14 protein-coding genes are annotated in these 18,381 nt (G+C 32.5%); 9 read left to right on the top strand and 5 right to left on the bottom strand.

Annotation, left to right across the window (positions count from 1 at the left end; genetic code table 11):
- Positions 1-31 precede the first annotated feature (31 nt).
- Positions 32-829, bottom strand: a complete 798-nt coding sequence (locus AAGD53_RS07160; RefSeq protein ID WP_341763447.1) for a portal protein — start codon at positions 827-829, stop codon at positions 32-34.
- Between the two features lie 169 nt (positions 830-998).
- On the opposite strand from AAGD53_RS07160, the gene AAGD53_RS07155 reads away from it, so the two are divergent.
- From AAGD53_RS07155 to nuoH, 9 genes are all read left to right on the top strand, one after another.
- Complete coding sequence (locus tag AAGD53_RS07155; protein ID WP_341761575.1) at positions 999-1,280, top strand: AtpZ/AtpI family protein; 282 nt, start codon at positions 999-1,001, stop codon at positions 1,278-1,280.
- Complete coding sequence (locus tag AAGD53_RS07150; RefSeq protein ID WP_341762722.1) at positions 1,280-2,008, top strand: F0F1 ATP synthase subunit A; 729 nt, start codon at positions 1,280-1,282, stop codon at positions 2,006-2,008. Before AAGD53_RS07155 ends, AAGD53_RS07150 begins: the two co-directional genes overlap by 1 nt.
- 90 nt (positions 2,009-2,098) lie before the next feature.
- Entirely contained in the window at positions 2,099-2,323 is a 225-nt protein-coding gene (locus AAGD53_RS07145; protein ID WP_341748043.1) for a F0F1 ATP synthase subunit C, read from the top strand.
- Positions 2,324-2,329: 6 nt separating this feature from the next.
- Positions 2,330-2,809 (top strand): ATP F0F1 synthase subunit B', encoded by a 480-nt coding sequence (locus tag AAGD53_RS07140; protein ID WP_341762721.1) that lies wholly within the window; start codon positions 2,330-2,332, stop codon positions 2,807-2,809.
- The gene (locus AAGD53_RS07135; protein WP_341762720.1) at positions 2,809-3,300 is read left to right on the top strand and encodes an ATP F0F1 synthase subunit B; all 492 of its coding nucleotides are present in this window, start codon (positions 2,809-2,811) and stop codon (positions 3,298-3,300) included. The genes AAGD53_RS07140 and AAGD53_RS07135 overlap by 1 nt, the downstream gene beginning before the upstream one ends.
- Positions 3,301-3,606: 306 nt before the next feature.
- A complete protein-coding gene (locus tag AAGD53_RS07130; protein WP_341762719.1) occupies positions 3,607-4,932 on the top strand; it encodes an MFS transporter in 1,326 nt (441 codons plus the stop codon).
- A 244-nt stretch (positions 4,933-5,176) separates the two neighbouring features.
- The gene (locus AAGD53_RS07125) at positions 5,177-5,527 is read left to right on the top strand and encodes a TrbC/VirB2 family protein (RefSeq protein WP_341762718.1); all 351 of its coding nucleotides are present in this window, start codon (positions 5,177-5,179) and stop codon (positions 5,525-5,527) included.
- Between the two features lie 199 nt (positions 5,528-5,726).
- Positions 5,727-7,787, top strand: a complete 2,061-nt coding sequence (gene nuoG, locus AAGD53_RS07120) for an NADH-quinone oxidoreductase subunit NuoG (protein WP_341762717.1) — start codon at positions 5,727-5,729, stop codon at positions 7,785-7,787.
- Complete coding sequence (gene nuoH, locus AAGD53_RS07115; protein ID WP_341762716.1) at positions 7,784-8,815, top strand: NADH-quinone oxidoreductase subunit NuoH; 1,032 nt, start codon at positions 7,784-7,786, stop codon at positions 8,813-8,815. Before nuoG ends, nuoH begins: the two co-directional genes overlap by 4 nt.
- Positions 8,816-9,083: 268 nt before the next feature.
- On the opposite strand, the gene AAGD53_RS07110 is transcribed toward nuoH, so the two are convergent.
- From AAGD53_RS07110 to AAGD53_RS07095, 4 genes are all read right to left on the bottom strand, one after another.
- Positions 9,084-10,883 carry a glycosyltransferase family 2 protein gene (locus tag AAGD53_RS07110; protein WP_341762715.1) on the bottom strand — a complete coding sequence of 600 codons (1,800 nt, stop codon included), beginning with the start codon at positions 10,881-10,883 and terminating at the stop codon, positions 9,084-9,086.
- Positions 10,868-11,785, bottom strand: coding sequence for a hypothetical protein (locus AAGD53_RS07105; RefSeq protein ID WP_341762714.1), 918 nt, complete (start codon positions 11,783-11,785; stop codon positions 10,868-10,870). The genes AAGD53_RS07110 and AAGD53_RS07105 overlap by 16 nt, the downstream gene beginning before the upstream one ends.
- A gap of 316 nt (positions 11,786-12,101) precedes the next feature.
- Entirely contained in the window at positions 12,102-15,308 is a 3,207-nt protein-coding gene (locus AAGD53_RS07100) for a type IV secretion system protein (protein WP_341762713.1), read from the bottom strand.
- 337 nt (positions 15,309-15,645) lie between these two features.
- Complete coding sequence (locus AAGD53_RS07095; protein ID WP_341762712.1) at positions 15,646-18,360, bottom strand: type IV secretion system protein; 2,715 nt, start codon at positions 18,358-18,360, stop codon at positions 15,646-15,648.
- Positions 18,361-18,381: the final 21 nt, after the last annotated feature.

Raw genomic sequence — 18,381 nt, 5'->3', positions numbered from 1 at the left:
TCATACCTTAATTTTAGTTTGCGGACAAGCTCTAATATCCATCTTTTGGCACTAATAATGGTGGGTCTAGTTGTTTTTGGGCTACTTTTAGGGTAATTTGTCTTAAACTATTGAGTAATTTAATATCAGGTAGCACATGATGAGCCGGAGCATAACCATATACTTCACCTTCTTCTTTTACCCACCGCGTTACAAAAAATGGGAAATAAGAATAACCTGATTGACTGATAATTTTTTGTTCAGCGAGATAGATGTACTCTGAACTATAGGGCAGTAGCGATGAGCTAGATGTTGAAGGACTAGCTGTTACCATTGCTCTTCTACCTTTACTTTTCTGATTTTGAGCTTGTGGGCTAACTATGTGCAATATTTCTACTATTTCATCAGGATTTCGGGCTAACCTTTCTTTGAAAGGAGCAAAATCTACCCATTTCGCTGATGCCGATTTTATCGGCATGCTAAATAGTCGGTACATTGTATTAACAAAACCAAACTTATCCTCTTCAAAATAACATTCCTGCAAATTAATATTACGAAAGAACAGGGTCTGTGCTAATTCTAAATCTTCTTCAACATAGAATATTGCAGTACCAAAAGCTGATAAATTCAAGAAAAATTGATGAATCTGACTATAAAAATTAGAAGCCGGATTATTAAATATATCCATTAGGGTTTTTTCTAGCATTTGGGCTAGCATGTTGCGTTCAGCGGTGGTTAAATATTGCTGTTGCTCATCATTTTCAGCAACTATAGTAAGATTAAACCAATTCATTGCTGGATTAACTAGCAAGCTCTGTAAACCTGATGCTAATTGCTCCCTTGACCAAATAGAAGTTGAGTCAAATATTACCTTATTACTCTCCGTTTGTGGACAAACATATTTAACAATCAGGCGTCAAACCGCTTTAAGCCTGATTGTTTACTTTCTCATTCCAATTTCGGATTAATGAAATTAATCCGAAATTGAGGTTTAAATAGACTTCTTTGTATTAATGTATATGTTGGAACAAAAAGAGTTAGATAAGATACAAAAAAGGATTAAGACACTTAAAGCAAATAATCAAACAAATAATCATTTTCACCCTAAACTTAATCCAAAAAAAGAAATTGATGCGTTGGCTATAGCGTTAGATTTGTTTTCTAGTGTGATGCTGGGGTTTATTATTGGTTTTACATTAGATAAATTGTTTAATTCTAAACCATTTTGTATTATAATATTTTTGTTGATAGGTATGCTTGCAGGTTTTAAAATAATTTGGCAAAAACTAAATAAGAAATAATGTCCCATAGTCCCTTAGATCAATTTGCAATAAAGAAACTAGTAGAAATTAATTTATTTGGTTTCGATATTAGTTTTACTAACTCTAGTTTGTTTATGTTACTTGCTGGAGTTGTAAGCCTCTCCTATTTTTATTTAGCCTTAAAAGGTAAAAAAATTATACCATCTAGATTACAGCTTAGTGCTGAAATAATTTATGATATAATTACAGTGATGCTCAATCAAAATGTTGGAGAAAAGGGGCGTAAGTTTATACCGTTCATTTTTACTTTGTTTATGTTTATTTTGTTATGTAACTTGCTCGGTATGCTTCCTTACGGATTCACTGTTACTAGCCATATTATAGTAACATTTGCCTTAGCAATTATGATATTTTTTATGGTTACAATTATCGGTTTTATTAATCACGGTATACATTTTTTATCAATATTTTTGCCTAAAGGTACGCCATCTTGGCTAGCTCCGCTTATGATTTTGATAGAATTATTTGCCTATCTAGCAAGACCTATAAGTTTATCTTTAAGGTTAGCTGCTAATATGATGGCAGGACATATATTACTAAAGGTGATGGCAGGATTTATAGTTTCATTAATGATTTTCTTTAAATTTTTGCCAATTCCACTAATTGTGATCCTTATTGGATTTGAAATTTTTATAGCAATACTTCAAGCTTATATATTTACAATTCTTTCTTGTGTATACTTGAATGATGCTGTAAATTCACATTAGGTTTTGCGAAGGCTTCATTTTTATGCTCTTATAGATAAAAATGAAGTCATACGCAAGAACCTAGAATTTTTTATATTTAGGAGCTTATATATGGACGGAACATCTCTAAAATTTATTGGTGTAGGATTAATGGCTATTGGTATGTCAGGTGCTGCTATTGGCGTAGGTAGTATATTCAGTGCATTGCTGTCTTCAATTGCCCGTAACCCTTCAGCTACTGATCAATTACAAAGAATGGCATTCATTGGAGCTGGACTTACGGAAGCTATGGGCTTATTCTCGTTCGTAATTGCAATTTTATTAATATTTTCTTAAATAACTATGCCTCAATTTGATGTTACCTTTTATTGTTCACAAATCTTTTGGCTGGGGGTTGTTTTTAGTACCTTATACCTTCTAGTTCATAAGTTCATTGCACCGCTAACTGAAAAGATTCTTGAGAATAGGCAAGCTTATATAGATAGCAATATTGCTAGTGCAGAAAGTCTTGGGGAAAAAGCTGATAGCTTGCACAAGCAATATGCAAGTACATTAGCAGAGATATCAAATATAGTGGAAAATATTAAAAAAGAAGCTAGGGATGCAATGGAAGCATCTCTGCTATCAAAAAAAATTCAACTCCATAATGAGTTGAAAGCACAAATTGCCAATAATCGTCATGATATAGAAACAACTAATAAATTATTTTGGATTGATGAAAATGACTCATGCATCGATTTAGCAAAATTGTTAATTCAAAAAATTACTAATCAAGAAGTTGATTTAGAATTACTAAAAGAATCTTACAAAAAGATAAAATAATGCAATTGTTTGACGAAAAATTTTGGCTAGCCATCTGTTTCCTAATTTTTGTGTATTTAGTCTATAGACCGATAAAAAATATAATTTTAAAATCGTTAGATGACAAAATTACAGCTATCAAAGACCAAGTCTTAGAAGCCCAAAAGCTTAACGAAGATATGACGTTGTTATTTGAAAATGCTGCAGTCCAAATACAACAGATTGAAGTTTTAAGAGAAAAAATGATCAAAGATGGCAAAGAAACTGCCAATAATATAATTAAGCAGCAAAACGAAGAATTTGATAAGTTTCTAGAAAGCAAAAAACTTGAGACTATAGATTTAATGAATAGGCAAAAGCTAGAAGCTTCTCAAATGCTACAATCTGAGTTTTGTGATAAAATGCTAGAATTAGTAGCTATATATATGCAATCTACAAAAAACGATTCCATATCAGATAGTGAGATAGCTAAGAGACTCATGGAAAATCCAGTATCTAAAAAATTTATATAATGTACCTAAATTCGATGTAAGACATCTGTTTAATAGTCCATCCTTGCCTTCGAATGTCACACCTGTGCGTAGGCAGAGGTCTAAAAAATAGCATAAAAGGTATGTTATATGGTTTTATATCCCAGCTTTCGTTTGGATGACATAATGGCGAGTAGGAGTGACATAATGACAAGGGTGACCCCTAATGGCGATGATTACTTGAGCCTACTATTAATTTATTACATTGATACTTGAGGTTAAGTAGACTCCAATTCTTTAAAGTAGCAGAATATATAAGCTCATTTTAACATTAAAGGAGAAAAATAAATGATAAAGTATCCGCATGAACAGAGAAGTTTAACTAGAGAACAGAAAGAAGCAGTGGGCTTACTTTCAATTGGTACATTTTTAGAATATTTTGACTTGATGTTATATATTCATATGGCAGCATTTCTTAATGAGTTGTTTTTTGAACCTGCTGATTCTCACTTCACTTCTTTAATGATGTCTTTTTCCTTTTGTACTACCTTTGTTTTTCGGCCGGTTGGTGCCTTAATATTTGGTTGGTTGGGTGATAATATAGGACGCAAATCTACTGTTATAATTACAACTTTTATGATGGCTGTATCATGTTTTGTCATGGCTAATCTTCCTACCTATGCTCAAATAGGAGTAGCTGCTACTTGGATAATAACAATTTGCCGTATTGTTCAAGGCATGACATCTATGGGGGAGATAGTAGGGGCAGGACTTTATTTAACCGAAACAATTAACCCACCAATCCAGTATGTAAGTGTGACATTGGTAGGGCTATCTGCTGTCTTAGGAAGTATGGGTGCTTTAGGAATTGCCTCACTTGTTACTTCCTATGGTTTTAACTGGCGTCTAGCATTTTGGATAGGTGCAATAGTGGCATTGATTGGTTTTGCTGCTAAAACAACATTGCGGGAAACACCTGAATTTGCTAATGCAAAACTTATACTAAAAAAGAAATATGAGAAAGCTAATATTGATATAAAAGCATTATATAATGATCCAGTCGTTAATGAAAAAATTAATAAAAAAACAATAATAGCGTTCCTTTTATTAGAATGTTCTACACCGGTATGTTTTTATTTTATCTATCTGCATTGTGGTACTATTCTCAAGACTGATTTTGGTTATACATCAATTGAGGTTATTCATCATAATTTTATTGTCTCTGTATTAGAGTTCTTAATCTTATCAATATTATCTTATGTAAGTTACAGAGTATATCCATTATTAACCGCAAAAATTATACTTATTATATATTCTATTGTTATTTTATTTTGTCCATATTGGCTAAATAATCTTCATTTTCCGTTTGAGCTATTTCTCATTCAGATAGTCATTATTTTATTTAAGTACTGTCATACCTCTGCTGCTCCAATTTTTTATAAAAGCTTTCCTATATTTAAACGTTTTACCTGTGTTAGCGTGATATTTTCTGTATCTCGTGCTTTGATGTACGTTATTACTTCTTTTGGTTTCATTTATATTATTGACTATTTTGGCAATTGGGGGATATTGATTATTATGATTCCTACAATTATAGCTTTTGCCTACGGGCTATTGCATTTTGAGAAGTTAGAAAAAGACTCTGGAAGTTACCCACAAAAGAGAACTACATAGTGTAACCTCAATTTAATGTAAGACATCGGTTTAAAATCATAGTTGATGACATCCGAAAGTGCAGGGATAACGTCGGGAGTATTAATTAAACTTGCAAAAATTGTGACTAAAACACCACGTAAACCTTTCTTTTCCAGCAATTATCCAATTAGATTACGATCACCCTATATTAATCCTTGAACTGTAAAAATGTACAGTATAGAATCATCCACATGTCTAAAATAATTCGTTAACGAGGTAAAATATGAATATTTGTAGGTCCTATTCTGAACAGTTTGATAGTGGTTTTGTGTGGCGTTTGCTGTTTATCCTTTGTAGCATTGCTCTAATTACTACAGCATCGGATGCTTTTGCTTCTACTGATCCAGTAGGTGATGTGTTGTGTAAGATGATCAAAACATTTCGTGGTAATACAGCTCGTGGTATAGCAATTATTGGTATAGTTGTTCTAGGGATTCAAACTCTTAGAGGTCAATTAAAATGGGAAGTTGCATTGGTTATTGTGACTGGTGTTATAATATTGTTTAAGGCTCCCGAAATTATAAACATGGTAGCTAGTACTGCTGCTGCTAGTCAAGCATGTACGGGAACTTAAGTCGTCTCTTAATTTCATCTTAGTGCGGAGATCTAAAAAATAGCTTAAAAAGTTATAATATACAGATCTCTGCTTTCATAGGGATAGCATCTTTTTTGTTAGTTAATTTTGCAAAATTCTTGTAAAATTGGAAAATTTAGATTAGTGAGTAACATATAATGTGGTATAATTTCGACGTAATATAAAACTACATTATATAATGATAAAACTTACTATAGATGGTACTGAAGTTGAAGTAGAGGAAGGCACAACCGTATTTCGTGCCTGCAGTAAGCTTGGTATAGAAATCCCACATTTCTGTTTTCATGAACGTTTGAAGATTGCCGGTAACTGCCGTATGTGCTTGGTGGAGATGGAAAAATCTCCCAAGCCCATTGCTTCTTGTGCTATGCCTGCCTCCTCAGGTATGGTTATCCACACTAATACCATAGGTGTTAAAAAGGCTCGTGAAGGAGTGATGGAATTTCTATTGATTAATCACCCCCTAGATTGTCCTATTTGTGATCAAGGAGGTGAGTGTGATTTACAGGATCAAGCCTTTAAATATGGTAAAGCAAGTTCTAGATTTTCGGAGAATAAAAGAACGGTCAAAGATAAGTATATGGGACCTTTGATTAAGACCCATATGACTAGATGCATACAATGTACTAGATGTATAAGGTTTGCCACTGATATTGCTGGAGTTGAGGAAATAGGAACTCTTTACAGGGGGGAGCATATGGAGGTAACCTCGTATCTTGAGCGTAGTCTTGAATCGGAGTTATCAGGCAATATTATAGATATTTGCCCAGTCGGAGCATTAAATTCCAAGCCTTATTCTTTTAAAGCTCGTAGTTGGGAACTAACAAAGACTGAGTCAATAGATGTATTGGATGCACAAGGTTGTAATATAAGGGTTGATAGTAGGGGATCTGAAGTAATGAGGATATTACCAAGGGTTAATGACGATATCAACGAAGAGTGGATATCAGATAAAGCAAGATTTGCTTATGATGGTTTGAAATATCAAAGGTTAGATTCTCCATATATCAGGAAAAACGGCAAATTAGTCGAAGCCTCTTGGAATGATGCTATTGCATTAGTAGCACAAAAATTAGAGTCTCTTGCTGCTGATCAAGTCGGTGACCAGATTGCAGCAATAGCTGGAACGCTAGCATGCACCGAATCAATGTTTTTATTGAAAACATTATTACAGAAACTTGGATGTAACAATTTTGACAGTAACCAGTTTAATTATAAAATAGACCAATCTAGTAGGGGGAACTATCTATTTAACACAACAATTTCTAGACTTAAAGAAGCTGATCTAGCTTTGTTAATTGGTGCAAATATCAGACAAGTAGCTCCTATCCTAAATGCTCGTATTGGCATATTGCAAAGAGAAGGAAAGCTAAAAGTAGCTCGAATTGGCAATATTACTAACCAAACTTATTATATAAATGAATTAGGGGCTAGCCCTGACATAATTAAGGCAATAATATCAGAGGAACATCAGTTTGCTAAGGAATTAGAACATGCAAAAAATCCAATTATAATTATTGGTGATGGTGTATATTCTCGGGATGATGGTTATGCTATTTTGGCACTCATTCACCAAATGGTTGATAAATATAAGATAGTTAGAGATGATTGGAATGGTTTTAATATACTACATAATCATGCGTCAATGGTCGGTAGTTTAGATATAGGCTTTAGTCCTAAAAACGGTGGTAATGGAGTTTTTGAAATTTTACAAAAGGCAGAAAGGGGTGAGATTAAGTTTGTATATTTACTAGGCAGTGATGAAATTGATATGAACAAAATAAAATCATCTTTTGTAGTATATCAAGGACATCACGGTGATAATGGAGCAAATGTAGCAGATGTAATCTTTCCTGCTAGTAGCTATACAGAAAAAGATGCCACTTACGTAAATTTTGAAGGAAGACCTCAATATGGTAAAGCCGCAACTCATCCAGTAGGACAAGCAAAAGAAGATTGGGTTATTATAAATAATCTAGCTAATAGTTTAGGGCTAAATCTTGGCATGAATAATTTAGATGAAATAAGAACTAGGTTGGCTGCAGAATTCCCGGTATTTGCCAATATTTCTGAGATAACGAGCTGTGATTTTATAAAATTTACCTCCCTCGATAATTTACTTAAATCTGATATAGTGACTAAACCTATAAATTACTATATGACAGACTCGATTAGTAGAGCATCTGTTACTATGGCAAAATGTGTAGAGTCAAAGCAAGAAAGGGACAAAGTTGCATGATATCGTTCTTTCAACAATATCTATTGCCGTTAATTATTGTGGCTTTGAAAGTTTTATCTATCACTATTCCTCTTTTGCTGTGCGTAGCTTACCTTACCTATGCTGAGCGAAGAGTAATAGGGCTAATGCAACTCCGAAAAGGTCCAAATGTAGTAGGACCTTTTGGGTTATTACAACCAATTGCCGATGCAGTAAAACTATTATTTAAAGAAACAATTATACCAAACCAAGCTGATAAAATATTATTCACCCTAGCACCTATGATTACCCTCGTACTTAGTTTAATTGGTTGGGCGGTAATACCTTTTGATAAGAAACTTGTACTAGCCGACATAAATGTTGGTGTTTTGTATATTATGGCCATCTCATCGTTAGCTGTTTATGGTATAATCATAGCGGGCTGGGCAAGTAATTCGAAATATGCTTTCCTTGGGGCTGTTCGCTCGTCGGCTCAGATGATTTCATACGAAGTATCTATAGGGTTGGTGATTGTTACTGTACTTTTAACAACAGGTACTCTTAATCTTTCAGAAATCATAGAAAGACAAAGATTATTTCCTTGGTGGGTTGATTTGATGCTGTTACCTATGGCAGTAATATTCTTCATATCAGTACTTGTAGAAACGAACAGATTGCCTTTTGATTTATCAGAAGCTGAGTCTGAGCTAGTTGCTGGTTATAATGTTGAATATTCTTCCATGGGATTTGCATTGTTTTTTCTTGGTGAGTACGCTAATATGATTTTAGCTAGCGGTATGACCACCACATTTTTCTTAGGTGGCTATTTGCCACCTTTTGGCATTAAAGTCTTAAATTTTGTGCCAGGTTTTATGTGGTTTGTACTAAAAACCGGGGTTTTATTATTTTGTTTTTTATGGATAAGAGCAACATTACCTAGATATCGTTACGACCAATTAATGCGTTTAGGTTGGAAAGTATTTTTACCTTTTACTTTATTTTGGGTGGTGTTAGTATCAAGCGTTCTAATGTTCACCGGTAATTTACCAAACCATACTCTTCTGCTTTAAAGTATATATACTGCTCGTATAGCTAAACCGGAAAGGTTTCAGCCAAAAAACCGTCTATTAGCGAGGAGGCGATGAAATCGCCGACGTGGCAATCTCATGAAATAATATCTGCCTTTGTTAGGCGGCCTCGAGGTAATTTAAGCTCTTCTTCACAAGATTGCCACGTCGGCACTTTGTACCTCCTCGCAATGACACCTGTGCGGAGCAGCGGAGATATTTAGATACGACAACGCAATTGTTGATTTTCTATTCTAGAGTATACCTTGATTTATTCAAGGTCTAGAGTACTAATCCCATGCTGAGTTTTATCCCATTTGAAGGGCATGAAAATAATCTCCCAAATCGCCTTATAACTTGCTATCGTATGTAGTAGAAAATACAGAGGCCACACAAACAAGGCAGCAATATCTAATATTCGAAAATTAGTTATTTTTCCTTTTTTAATCAGTAAAATAAAAAAAGCACTTCCGTAAAGGTATGAAAAAGCAAAAAAACTGTTAATTATCCATAAATAATTAATTATGGCGAATGTATTAATTTTAATAGTTAGCATTAGAAATGGCAAACAACAAAAACCATAAGAAGAAAAACCAATAAAAATGAAAATAGTAGTTATTTGATAAAATTTAAACCTTTTATATTTGTCTTTTTGGGCAAGAAATACCAAAAATGTTTGGATAAATCCTTTTATCCAACGAGATCTTTGATTTATCCAACTTATAATATCTATAGGTGATTCCTCTAAAGTATAAGAATCTATCATATGAACTTTATAACCAAAAGAATATAATCTAATTCCTAAATCAGCATCCTCAGTAACATTATAAGCGTCCCAAAATCCTATTGTTTGTAAGGCGTCAACCTTAAAATGATTGCTAGTTCCTCCAAGAGTTACTGGTAAATCCATCAAGCTTAAACCTTTCAGAAGATATTTAAACCATAAACAATATTCTATGCTAAAAAGTTTAGTGAGTAAATTTTCATTCTCATTATAAAAGTTAAGTTTAGCCTGCAAACAAACATATTCTTTCGGTAATTCATCAAAGGCTATTACTGCTTTAAGGAGTTGATCAGTATCAGGCCTATCTTCTGCATCATATATTACTACATACTTTCCTCTGCAATATTGCATGGCATAATTAAGGGCTTTAGGTTTAGTCCTAGGTAAACTAAAAGGTACTTTAAGCAAATGTATATAAGAAGGTAATTCATATAGGATATTTTCCTTGATCATCAAATAATCATCTGCTTCAATAATGATTTTGACATCTAATTTATGTTTAGGATAATTAATATTAGCGACATAACTAATAATTGACTTTAGCTTGCCTGATTCTTTATATAATGGAAGTAAAATAGTGTAAATAGGTAGAGAATCATTTTTTAAAATGGAGATATCACTACCTTTAAACGCTGTATTTTGTACAATTACAGCTTGGTTAAATAACATAATTTTTAAAATATTTTGTGAAAAATAGCAAATAATGTTAATCACATGAAAAATATGTTTAAAATTAAATAATATTCCAAAATATATCACAAAAAATATGATAATTGACTTAGTGTAATTGATATTTTTTGCTACCATGTATACTGAGATAAATTCAAGAAAATATTTGGATTTGATTATATTCAAATGGCTAAAATTTTGTTCAAGTAGCTGATAGAAGTCATTCTTTTTGACCAAATTAATCTGTACATTATAATGTATTGTTGATAACTTCCTTAAATAAGCTAGGTCATTTATAGCAAGCACTTTATTGCTTTTATCGTTTTCATAAATGAAATAACCATTTTCTACATATTGATCAATTTTTGCATAATCACAAATCTTAACCTGTGTTTCTTGCACATTCAATAGAGGCAATAATTTATTTTTATACAAAATATCTATAACCATCTCATTATTAATAATTCCTTCTGCAATTATCACATTAAAAAAATCATTCTCACCAGTACTCTCAATTAATTTGAACTTAACATGAGATATTTGTAAATCCGTAAGTAGTTGTTCTTTTAGTAGAATATCTAAAAACTCTCTATTAATATTTTTTATACATCCATCCATATTGAAAATATTACTCCTGATATTTTATAATGTTTATTAATTAGGCTTTTATCACAAAAATACCCTATTTGTGTTGTTAGGCTATTCTTCTTTAGATTACCAAATTTAATCTTTTTTGCAACTGAAAATTGCTTATATAAAGTTCTATTATAAATAGAACCGTAATTTCTCCTAGTATAATATTTGGTAAAGTCTACTAACATAATGCCATTTTGAAATTCAATGCCTTCAGATATTGAAAAACTATAATGACTTCTTCTTGTATATGAGTTATTTAGGGCTTGCCCAAAACTAAAAACACTTTCAGCAAATACTGAAACTGTACGAATTTTTTTGGAAAATGCTGATAGCAATAATAATTCATAAGAAAATTGCTGTTGGCAACCATCTTTGGTCATGTATATTCTTGGCTGAACTGAAACTATCTTATTAGTGTTCTGAAAGAGCTTAATTTTATAAAATATACCAATTTCTTTATCATTAGACAGGTAGTTCATGTCATTACTTCCTTGGAATTTATTTTCTTTATAAAGTAATTGAATTTCCAAATTTTGGTTTTTATTAATTCCATATTCGATAGCAAAGATTCGCATTAATTCGTCTTGGTATGAGGATATTTCTCTAGATCTACGCTCTAAAAATTGAATTTGCCTAAATAACTTATTATAAAGAGCCGATGAATTATTAACCAACTTAATACGATCTTTTAAATATGCCAATTTACACTGAATTTGTAGAAAAAGATTGGCTCTTACTTGTTTAATATTTTTAGAATTTTTATCAATATTGCTAGCAGTAACCGTATATTTGTACTTGCCTGAGTCAATTAACCAAGCTGATGCATAAATCTTATTTGTTACAGAAATTATAAACAGGAGTATAAATATGGTTGTTGTTTTCACCCAAATAACAATTGATAGTTTAAATTTACTAAAATACAACTATTATAAATTTAATAAATAGATATTTTAATAAATTTTCAACTAATAAATAATCTTAAGTTCTATATAAAAATTGAATTTTGTTATAAAAAATTTTCAAAAATCTATTAGTACCTAAAAAATATATGCTATACTTAATGCTACAATTGTAGTGCTAACGTCAAAACTATGGAGCTACGGTGGGGATCTAAAAAAATCTCCTGAAGGAGGAGGTGTTTATATATTTAACCCCTGCGGGGTGACATAGTAGTGATTGGTAAGGGGTAATAGACTATTGTTAATCATTTTTTTCATATTTAGGCATTCTAGCACCTAAGCGATATTGATTAATTCCATCAATGTGAGATATAACTTCTTTCTTAATAAGTTCTTTTCTTTCTTCTATTTTCTTTAGTACTGCTTTACTATACTCTAAAGATTGATTATCCCCATTAGCTTCAGCTTTCTCACGCATAATTTCATAATGTTCTTGTCTGCGTGCATATTTATCGTTATCTATTAGTGTCTGCTCAATTCTATAAGCACTGTCAATCATATTACGAGTTTGAGTATCCGTTGCTTTTTCTCGCATGAATCGCTCGCCCATCAACACGGGATTCTCCCCGTCATCACCTTCACCTTTAGCTAAAGCATCATATATCTCAAAGGCAAGTTTTTTGTTAGATAGTTCTGCATAATATGCAATATCTGCTGTTCTACCCTGTAATTCAAGCTTGGCTAGATATTCAGGAGATGAAATATCTTCCTGAACAGCAATGGTTTCTTTATTGATTTTAGTTAGAAGTTCTTGATGTTCCAAAGATCTTTGCTGATCCTTAAGTGATTCACTATGGGTTCTAAGTCTTGAATCATTATAATTAAAATCTTCCCACTCTGCCCCAGTTAAGTTACCCTCAAAAGCATCCCGTAAATCTTTACCAACAATAGCAGTAAGTGCCTCTCGTTTTAATCCTTCATAACCAGCATATATTCTCTCTCCTATATTTTTACGCTTCTTATCACGTAGCTCTCTCTTTTCATCAACACGCCTATTCATCTCTTGCCAACTTTTGAGAGGTGCTATATTTTTACCAAATAACCCTATTCCCCTTGTTGACATTGCTTGATGTGTATCCACATAAGCTTGCTGGAAATCTTTGGTAAACTTTGCATCACTCGCTAATTCTCGTAAAGTTTTACCATCTTTAGTTTTCATTAAATCATCAAGCTCTTTCTGCTGATCTTTGTCAAGTTTTTTACCTTCTCCAAATTTAAGACCCGCTAAATAATCACGAAGTTCGGAATAACTATTACCCTTAAATTCTTTGTCCGTTCCATCCGGTTTGATTACTTTAATAACTTCACTAATACCCTTTTGGTAATCATCTTGAGCATGAACATTAACATCTTTATAATCTATACCATAAGTTCTTTTTACTTCATCTAAAACACTAGATTTTGGTGATTTCAGTGCTTCTCGTGTTACACCCTTCATCATTTTGTCTTCAAACCCTTCGGCAAAAAACATACTAGCTTTTTCGATAATGTGTTGATTCACCCTTTTCTTAGCAGCCTTTACAACATAATTTGCAGGTCTTTCTATTTGCTGTTGAATAGGGGCAAAAGCGGCTTGTCCAATTGCTTGTAAATTTGTTAGATTACCTGAGGTGCTAGATAAGAATTTAGCACTTGAAACAGCTATATCATTAAATTTACTTAGTAAATAAACACATACAAAAATTAACAATAATCCATCCAGCTGAACAAAGTGACCACTGAAAAAATTATCAATTCTTCTTACATCGTTGACTAGATCTAAAAATGGTAATTCAACATATCTTTCCTCGATACATTGATAAGCTAAACATAGTTTGCCATCAGGCGAGCCATCATCGATGCGATGATCAACAGGCACTAATATATTAGCTTTTGTTTTAGAAAATTTGCCAGCTTTCATTGGAGATGGAAACCACCAATAAAATATTGAGTCTCCAAGACTAGTGTCTAGATCTTCATTTATACTACCAAACAGTTCATTTATCGGTCCTAAATTTGGGAAGTCATACTTACATACTCCAAAACCAAGTGAAGAATATATTTCTGTTCTGATAATCATTGAAATAAAAGCAATACCAGTAAATAATATAATTGGTTGTAGTGCATAGGAAATCAGCTGTCTTAACCAGTTTTCAAACAATGAACGCGTGATACCAAATAACATAAAGCAAATGAATATTGGCGCCATTATGATAATCATCCCAACAGTTATCAGTGCTGTAAGATATATAATAGTAGCCTTAAATACCATCATGAAGATAAAATAAAGGGCTATCAAGAATAAAATTATATATATAAACCCTAAAGGATCGACAAATAGTAATGAAAATAATTTTGCCATAGTTTGCGGGGCTATCATTAAACCTATAATACTCCAAGATCCAGGTCCGGTAGCCGCTGTTTCTTTAATTATTCGTAATATTTCTTCTACCCCTTCCATAAAAAACACGAATAAGTAATCATGGAAAAATTGCCAGCTACTAGTTGAACTAAGTAACGTAGATACTATACTAACTTTTACTACTCTAATTATTAATTCAGTATGTGTGAGATTAACATTACCAATTAGGAAAGAAAATCCTGTAAACATAATATACAAAGTTAACAGAGCTGAAACAGATACACGATATCCTGGTGTTTTAATAATACCCTCGTAAATTGACCTAACTAGCCCATGATTCTCATCATCACCAAATAACTCAGCTTTTATTAAATTCGTTAAAAATTCAATAGGGTCAGGTCTAGTGTCAGTGACCCCAGATTTAATAACTACACGATACTGACCATTATTATCATCATAAAATTTATCTAAAATCTTAAAATATAATGGGCTAACTTCACCTTTACCTTCATATTGATAACTTATTCCTCCAGCTTTTACTAATTCCCCTCTTTTATTAAGATCATAAAGTTCATAACCAGCAAGAGGTTCACCAAGGTGGGCGGTAATGCCTTTTGGTGTACGCTGTGTATCCAAAGAGAGATTAGGATTTGTATCATGCTCAGCAATTAACATGTATAGCCCTACACCATTTTTAAATAAACATGGTGCGTTACTAATTTTGGCATCCTTACTCTTAGTACACATCCTGTCATCTATAAATTTGCATACTTGTAGTCTCTTACAAAATTCGGATAAAGTATTGGTATTTTTTTCTTGACCATACCACGCACTCCAAGCTGATAATTCTGTAGAGTTGTTTTTATCTCCTTTAGAATAATCCCAAGTTTTTACCAATATAGTGAGTGGTTGACCATTTACATTATATCCAGTATTGATCCAAGGAGCTGTTTGATTATCTTGTTGCCCGCTTAACTTTTCTTTTTTATATCTTGAAGAAATTACAAATTTTATAAAGCCAAAATCATCTGCATCAATGCACCTATCGCCAGTACACCCTGAAAGGCACAACATAGAAATTAATAAAATAGCAAAAATATTCTTCATTTATAGAAACCTAGGCTTAAATAACCTCAGTTCGATATAAGAATTATTAATTCTTATATCGAACTGGCTTTGTTATAAGGAAAAATGCACTCTTGAAGCGGCTGACGTGGGTGCATTTTAACTTTTTTCATCATTCAATATACGCGAATTCGGGATAAGAATTAACTAATTCTTATCCCGAATTGGGGTAATATGTGATTTTAATAATTAAAATCACATATTGAATGGAGTATTATATTTTAACAATCAGGTGGGCAGCCGCTTCAAACCTGATTGTTTCTATATATAATACTGAATTCGATGTAACTTGTTACATCGAATTCAGGTTAAATAGTAATTATTCCTTTTTATTAGATCCACCATCTGCTTCACCACCAGTGTCTGAATCATTTCTTGAGGCAAATATTTTGCCAGTATATTCTTTCTTGCCGTCAGGATCACTTTTCCTAGCTTTATAATTTTGATCTATAACCTTATCCTTAAATATCCTAGCTGGAGCAAAAGCTAAATCCTTGACTGGTCTTGCCACAGATTCCATATCCTGCATAATAGATTTTGTAGGATTATCAGGCCTTTGGAAATCACCCTCTTGTCTTGCAGGTGTTACGTTGGTCAATTGAGCAACTACTATAGTCACATAATCGACAAGTCCATAACACATTAGGCAATAAGCATAGAATAACAAGCTACTGGTAAATATTACCAAGAATGTACCAGTAGAATTTAATAAATCCTGTGCATTATTAATTTCCGTAACATCCGGTGCGAAGAAAGGTATCCCAGGTAAAAATGGTAATTTAAACGAAAAATTAATCGGTATGTTCATATGCGTTAGATCTAACCCTATCTCTATTGGGATGAACGTACTATCCCAACATGCTCTTACCACAATCTTTAAAAGTTGTTCAGACATCACCTGATCTATTAATAGAAAAAATATTAATAATATGGTTGGTTGCATCATATAACTAAATAAAGTAGATAACCAGTTATCGAAAATGCTTTTTGTCTTCTCAAATAGTACCAAAATTATGAATAATGGTGCTAAAGATATCATAATCGCAAGACCAATATAGGCTATAACGTAACCTATGATAACTTCCAAAATGGCTCTAAAATAAAGCGTCAGAGAATAAATAGTCATGATAGCAACAAGGGTAAGACCATTATGGATTTGGAGTAATTGTATAAATAAAAGCCCCCAAAATCTGCCATTGGTATATTTATCAAATATTGGATCAATAAAACCAAAAATGTTAGCTGTAGAACTAGTAAGCCCTACTACATTGGTCATTAGATAGTCAGTACCCTTAATAAAGGCATTAAATAAGTAATTATTGAAAAAGTTCCAACTATCATCTCCTATTAGGATAACTATCAAAGTTATTTTTATAATCCTCGTTAATAAGTCTTTGGCAGTTATTTGAATAGCACCCGCTAAAAAGGTTAAAGCATATATCATTACATAAAGAATCAATGCAGCTTTTATGATTCGGTGTAATGTTACATTTTTAGTTAGTTTAGTATAAAAATTCATAGTAAATTTATGAAACTCCTTGGTAATAGGTTTAACTGCTCCGTTATATACAATATCTGAGAACCAAGTACTCCCCATATAATTAGCATAATTTATCTTAATTTTTCCCATTACCTCTTTATTAGGATTCTTTACTCTAACCCATAAATAGCCATCTTTGTCAGCATCAGTTGCAAAATCTTGGTTGATTTGTGTACCCACTAGCGATGCAAGTGGTGTACCGCCATCTTTCATTATAATATATTCAACTTCTATGTCTTTTTGTTGTGCATCACTAATACTCTTATCACCATTACCTACTTCTACCATCATAATGTAGCGTCCAAAATGTAAAAAACTACTACTTAAGTCTACAACAGTAGAGTCATTAATATAAGAATTAAGTTTGTCAAGATCAGAAAATGTAGTCCAATCACTCATTAAAGGTTTGTCTAGGGAGGTAAACATGCCTTGGATTGACCAATCAGTTAAAAAATCTAAATCTCCAGCAATATCAGATTTATAATATAAGAAACTCTTTTTTAGAAATTTAGAATATACAAAACTTTCCGCTTCTCTCTTTATAATCTGGTTATTTACTAGTATCCTCATCCCTCTCCCTTGATCATAGAAGCACACTGGAGAGTTATCTTTATCATTAGCAAAATCAGGACAAGTTATAATAATCTGTTGTATAGAGCCTTGGGTTAACGGTTTACCAACTAATGCTAACTTATCTAACACTTTGTATTTCGTATTTGCTCCAGTATCCTGACACACTTTATCCCTTGATGAGGGGTCAATAGAATCACACAATTTTTCTGCAGTTGAATATAGTATTTTATTATCAAGGTTGCTATTTGTATAAAGTGACGGGACTCCTAATATATTATTGTCAAGCTCTGACTTTAAAAAATCTTCGTCAGTAGCTACACTAAAAAAATCTCCTGCTCCTGTGAGAGTTATATTTATTACATCACCTTTTTCTACCCGAATCTTCTGACGATTTTCAGCAAAATTAAAATAGTCTACATAATTCTGCATTTTGCTAAATGCCAAACTTATATAATCTTTAGTTGGATCAGTTGCCTTAAATTTAGGAAAATTAGTAGCTTCATATTTTTTAGTTAAATAATTAAAAGTTTTAATAAATATTTGTGGTCTATTGAACCTTGGATCTATACGGTACATCACTCGGTATCTTCTTGGACTACTTACAGCTCCACTAGTACTCCAGTCAAACTTAATGGCTTTATCTTTTTTGACATAGTTACCAGTAGAATTCCATTCATTTGGTTTTGTAAGGTCTAAAGAAATGCTACCTTCTTGAAAACTATTGAATTTTGGTACTTCTAGACATGCTGAAAATAGAGCTGCAAGTCCACTTAAACTCGAACTCATCCAATCAAATTTAGCATCTTTCTCATTATCATCAGCTTTGACAGGATTACAGGCTAATAGGACTACTAAGGCAATAAACAGTTGCCCTTTAAGTAGAAAATCTACCAACAAAATTAGATACCTGAAATTTCTCATCCTATTCACTTCATTTTCAGT

This window comes from Candidatus Tisiphia endosymbiont of Melanophora roralis (assembly GCF_964026575.1).
GTDB lineage: Bacteria > Pseudomonadota > Alphaproteobacteria > Rickettsiales > Rickettsiaceae > Tisiphia.
This window is presented reverse-complemented; position numbering and strand designations above follow the sequence as displayed.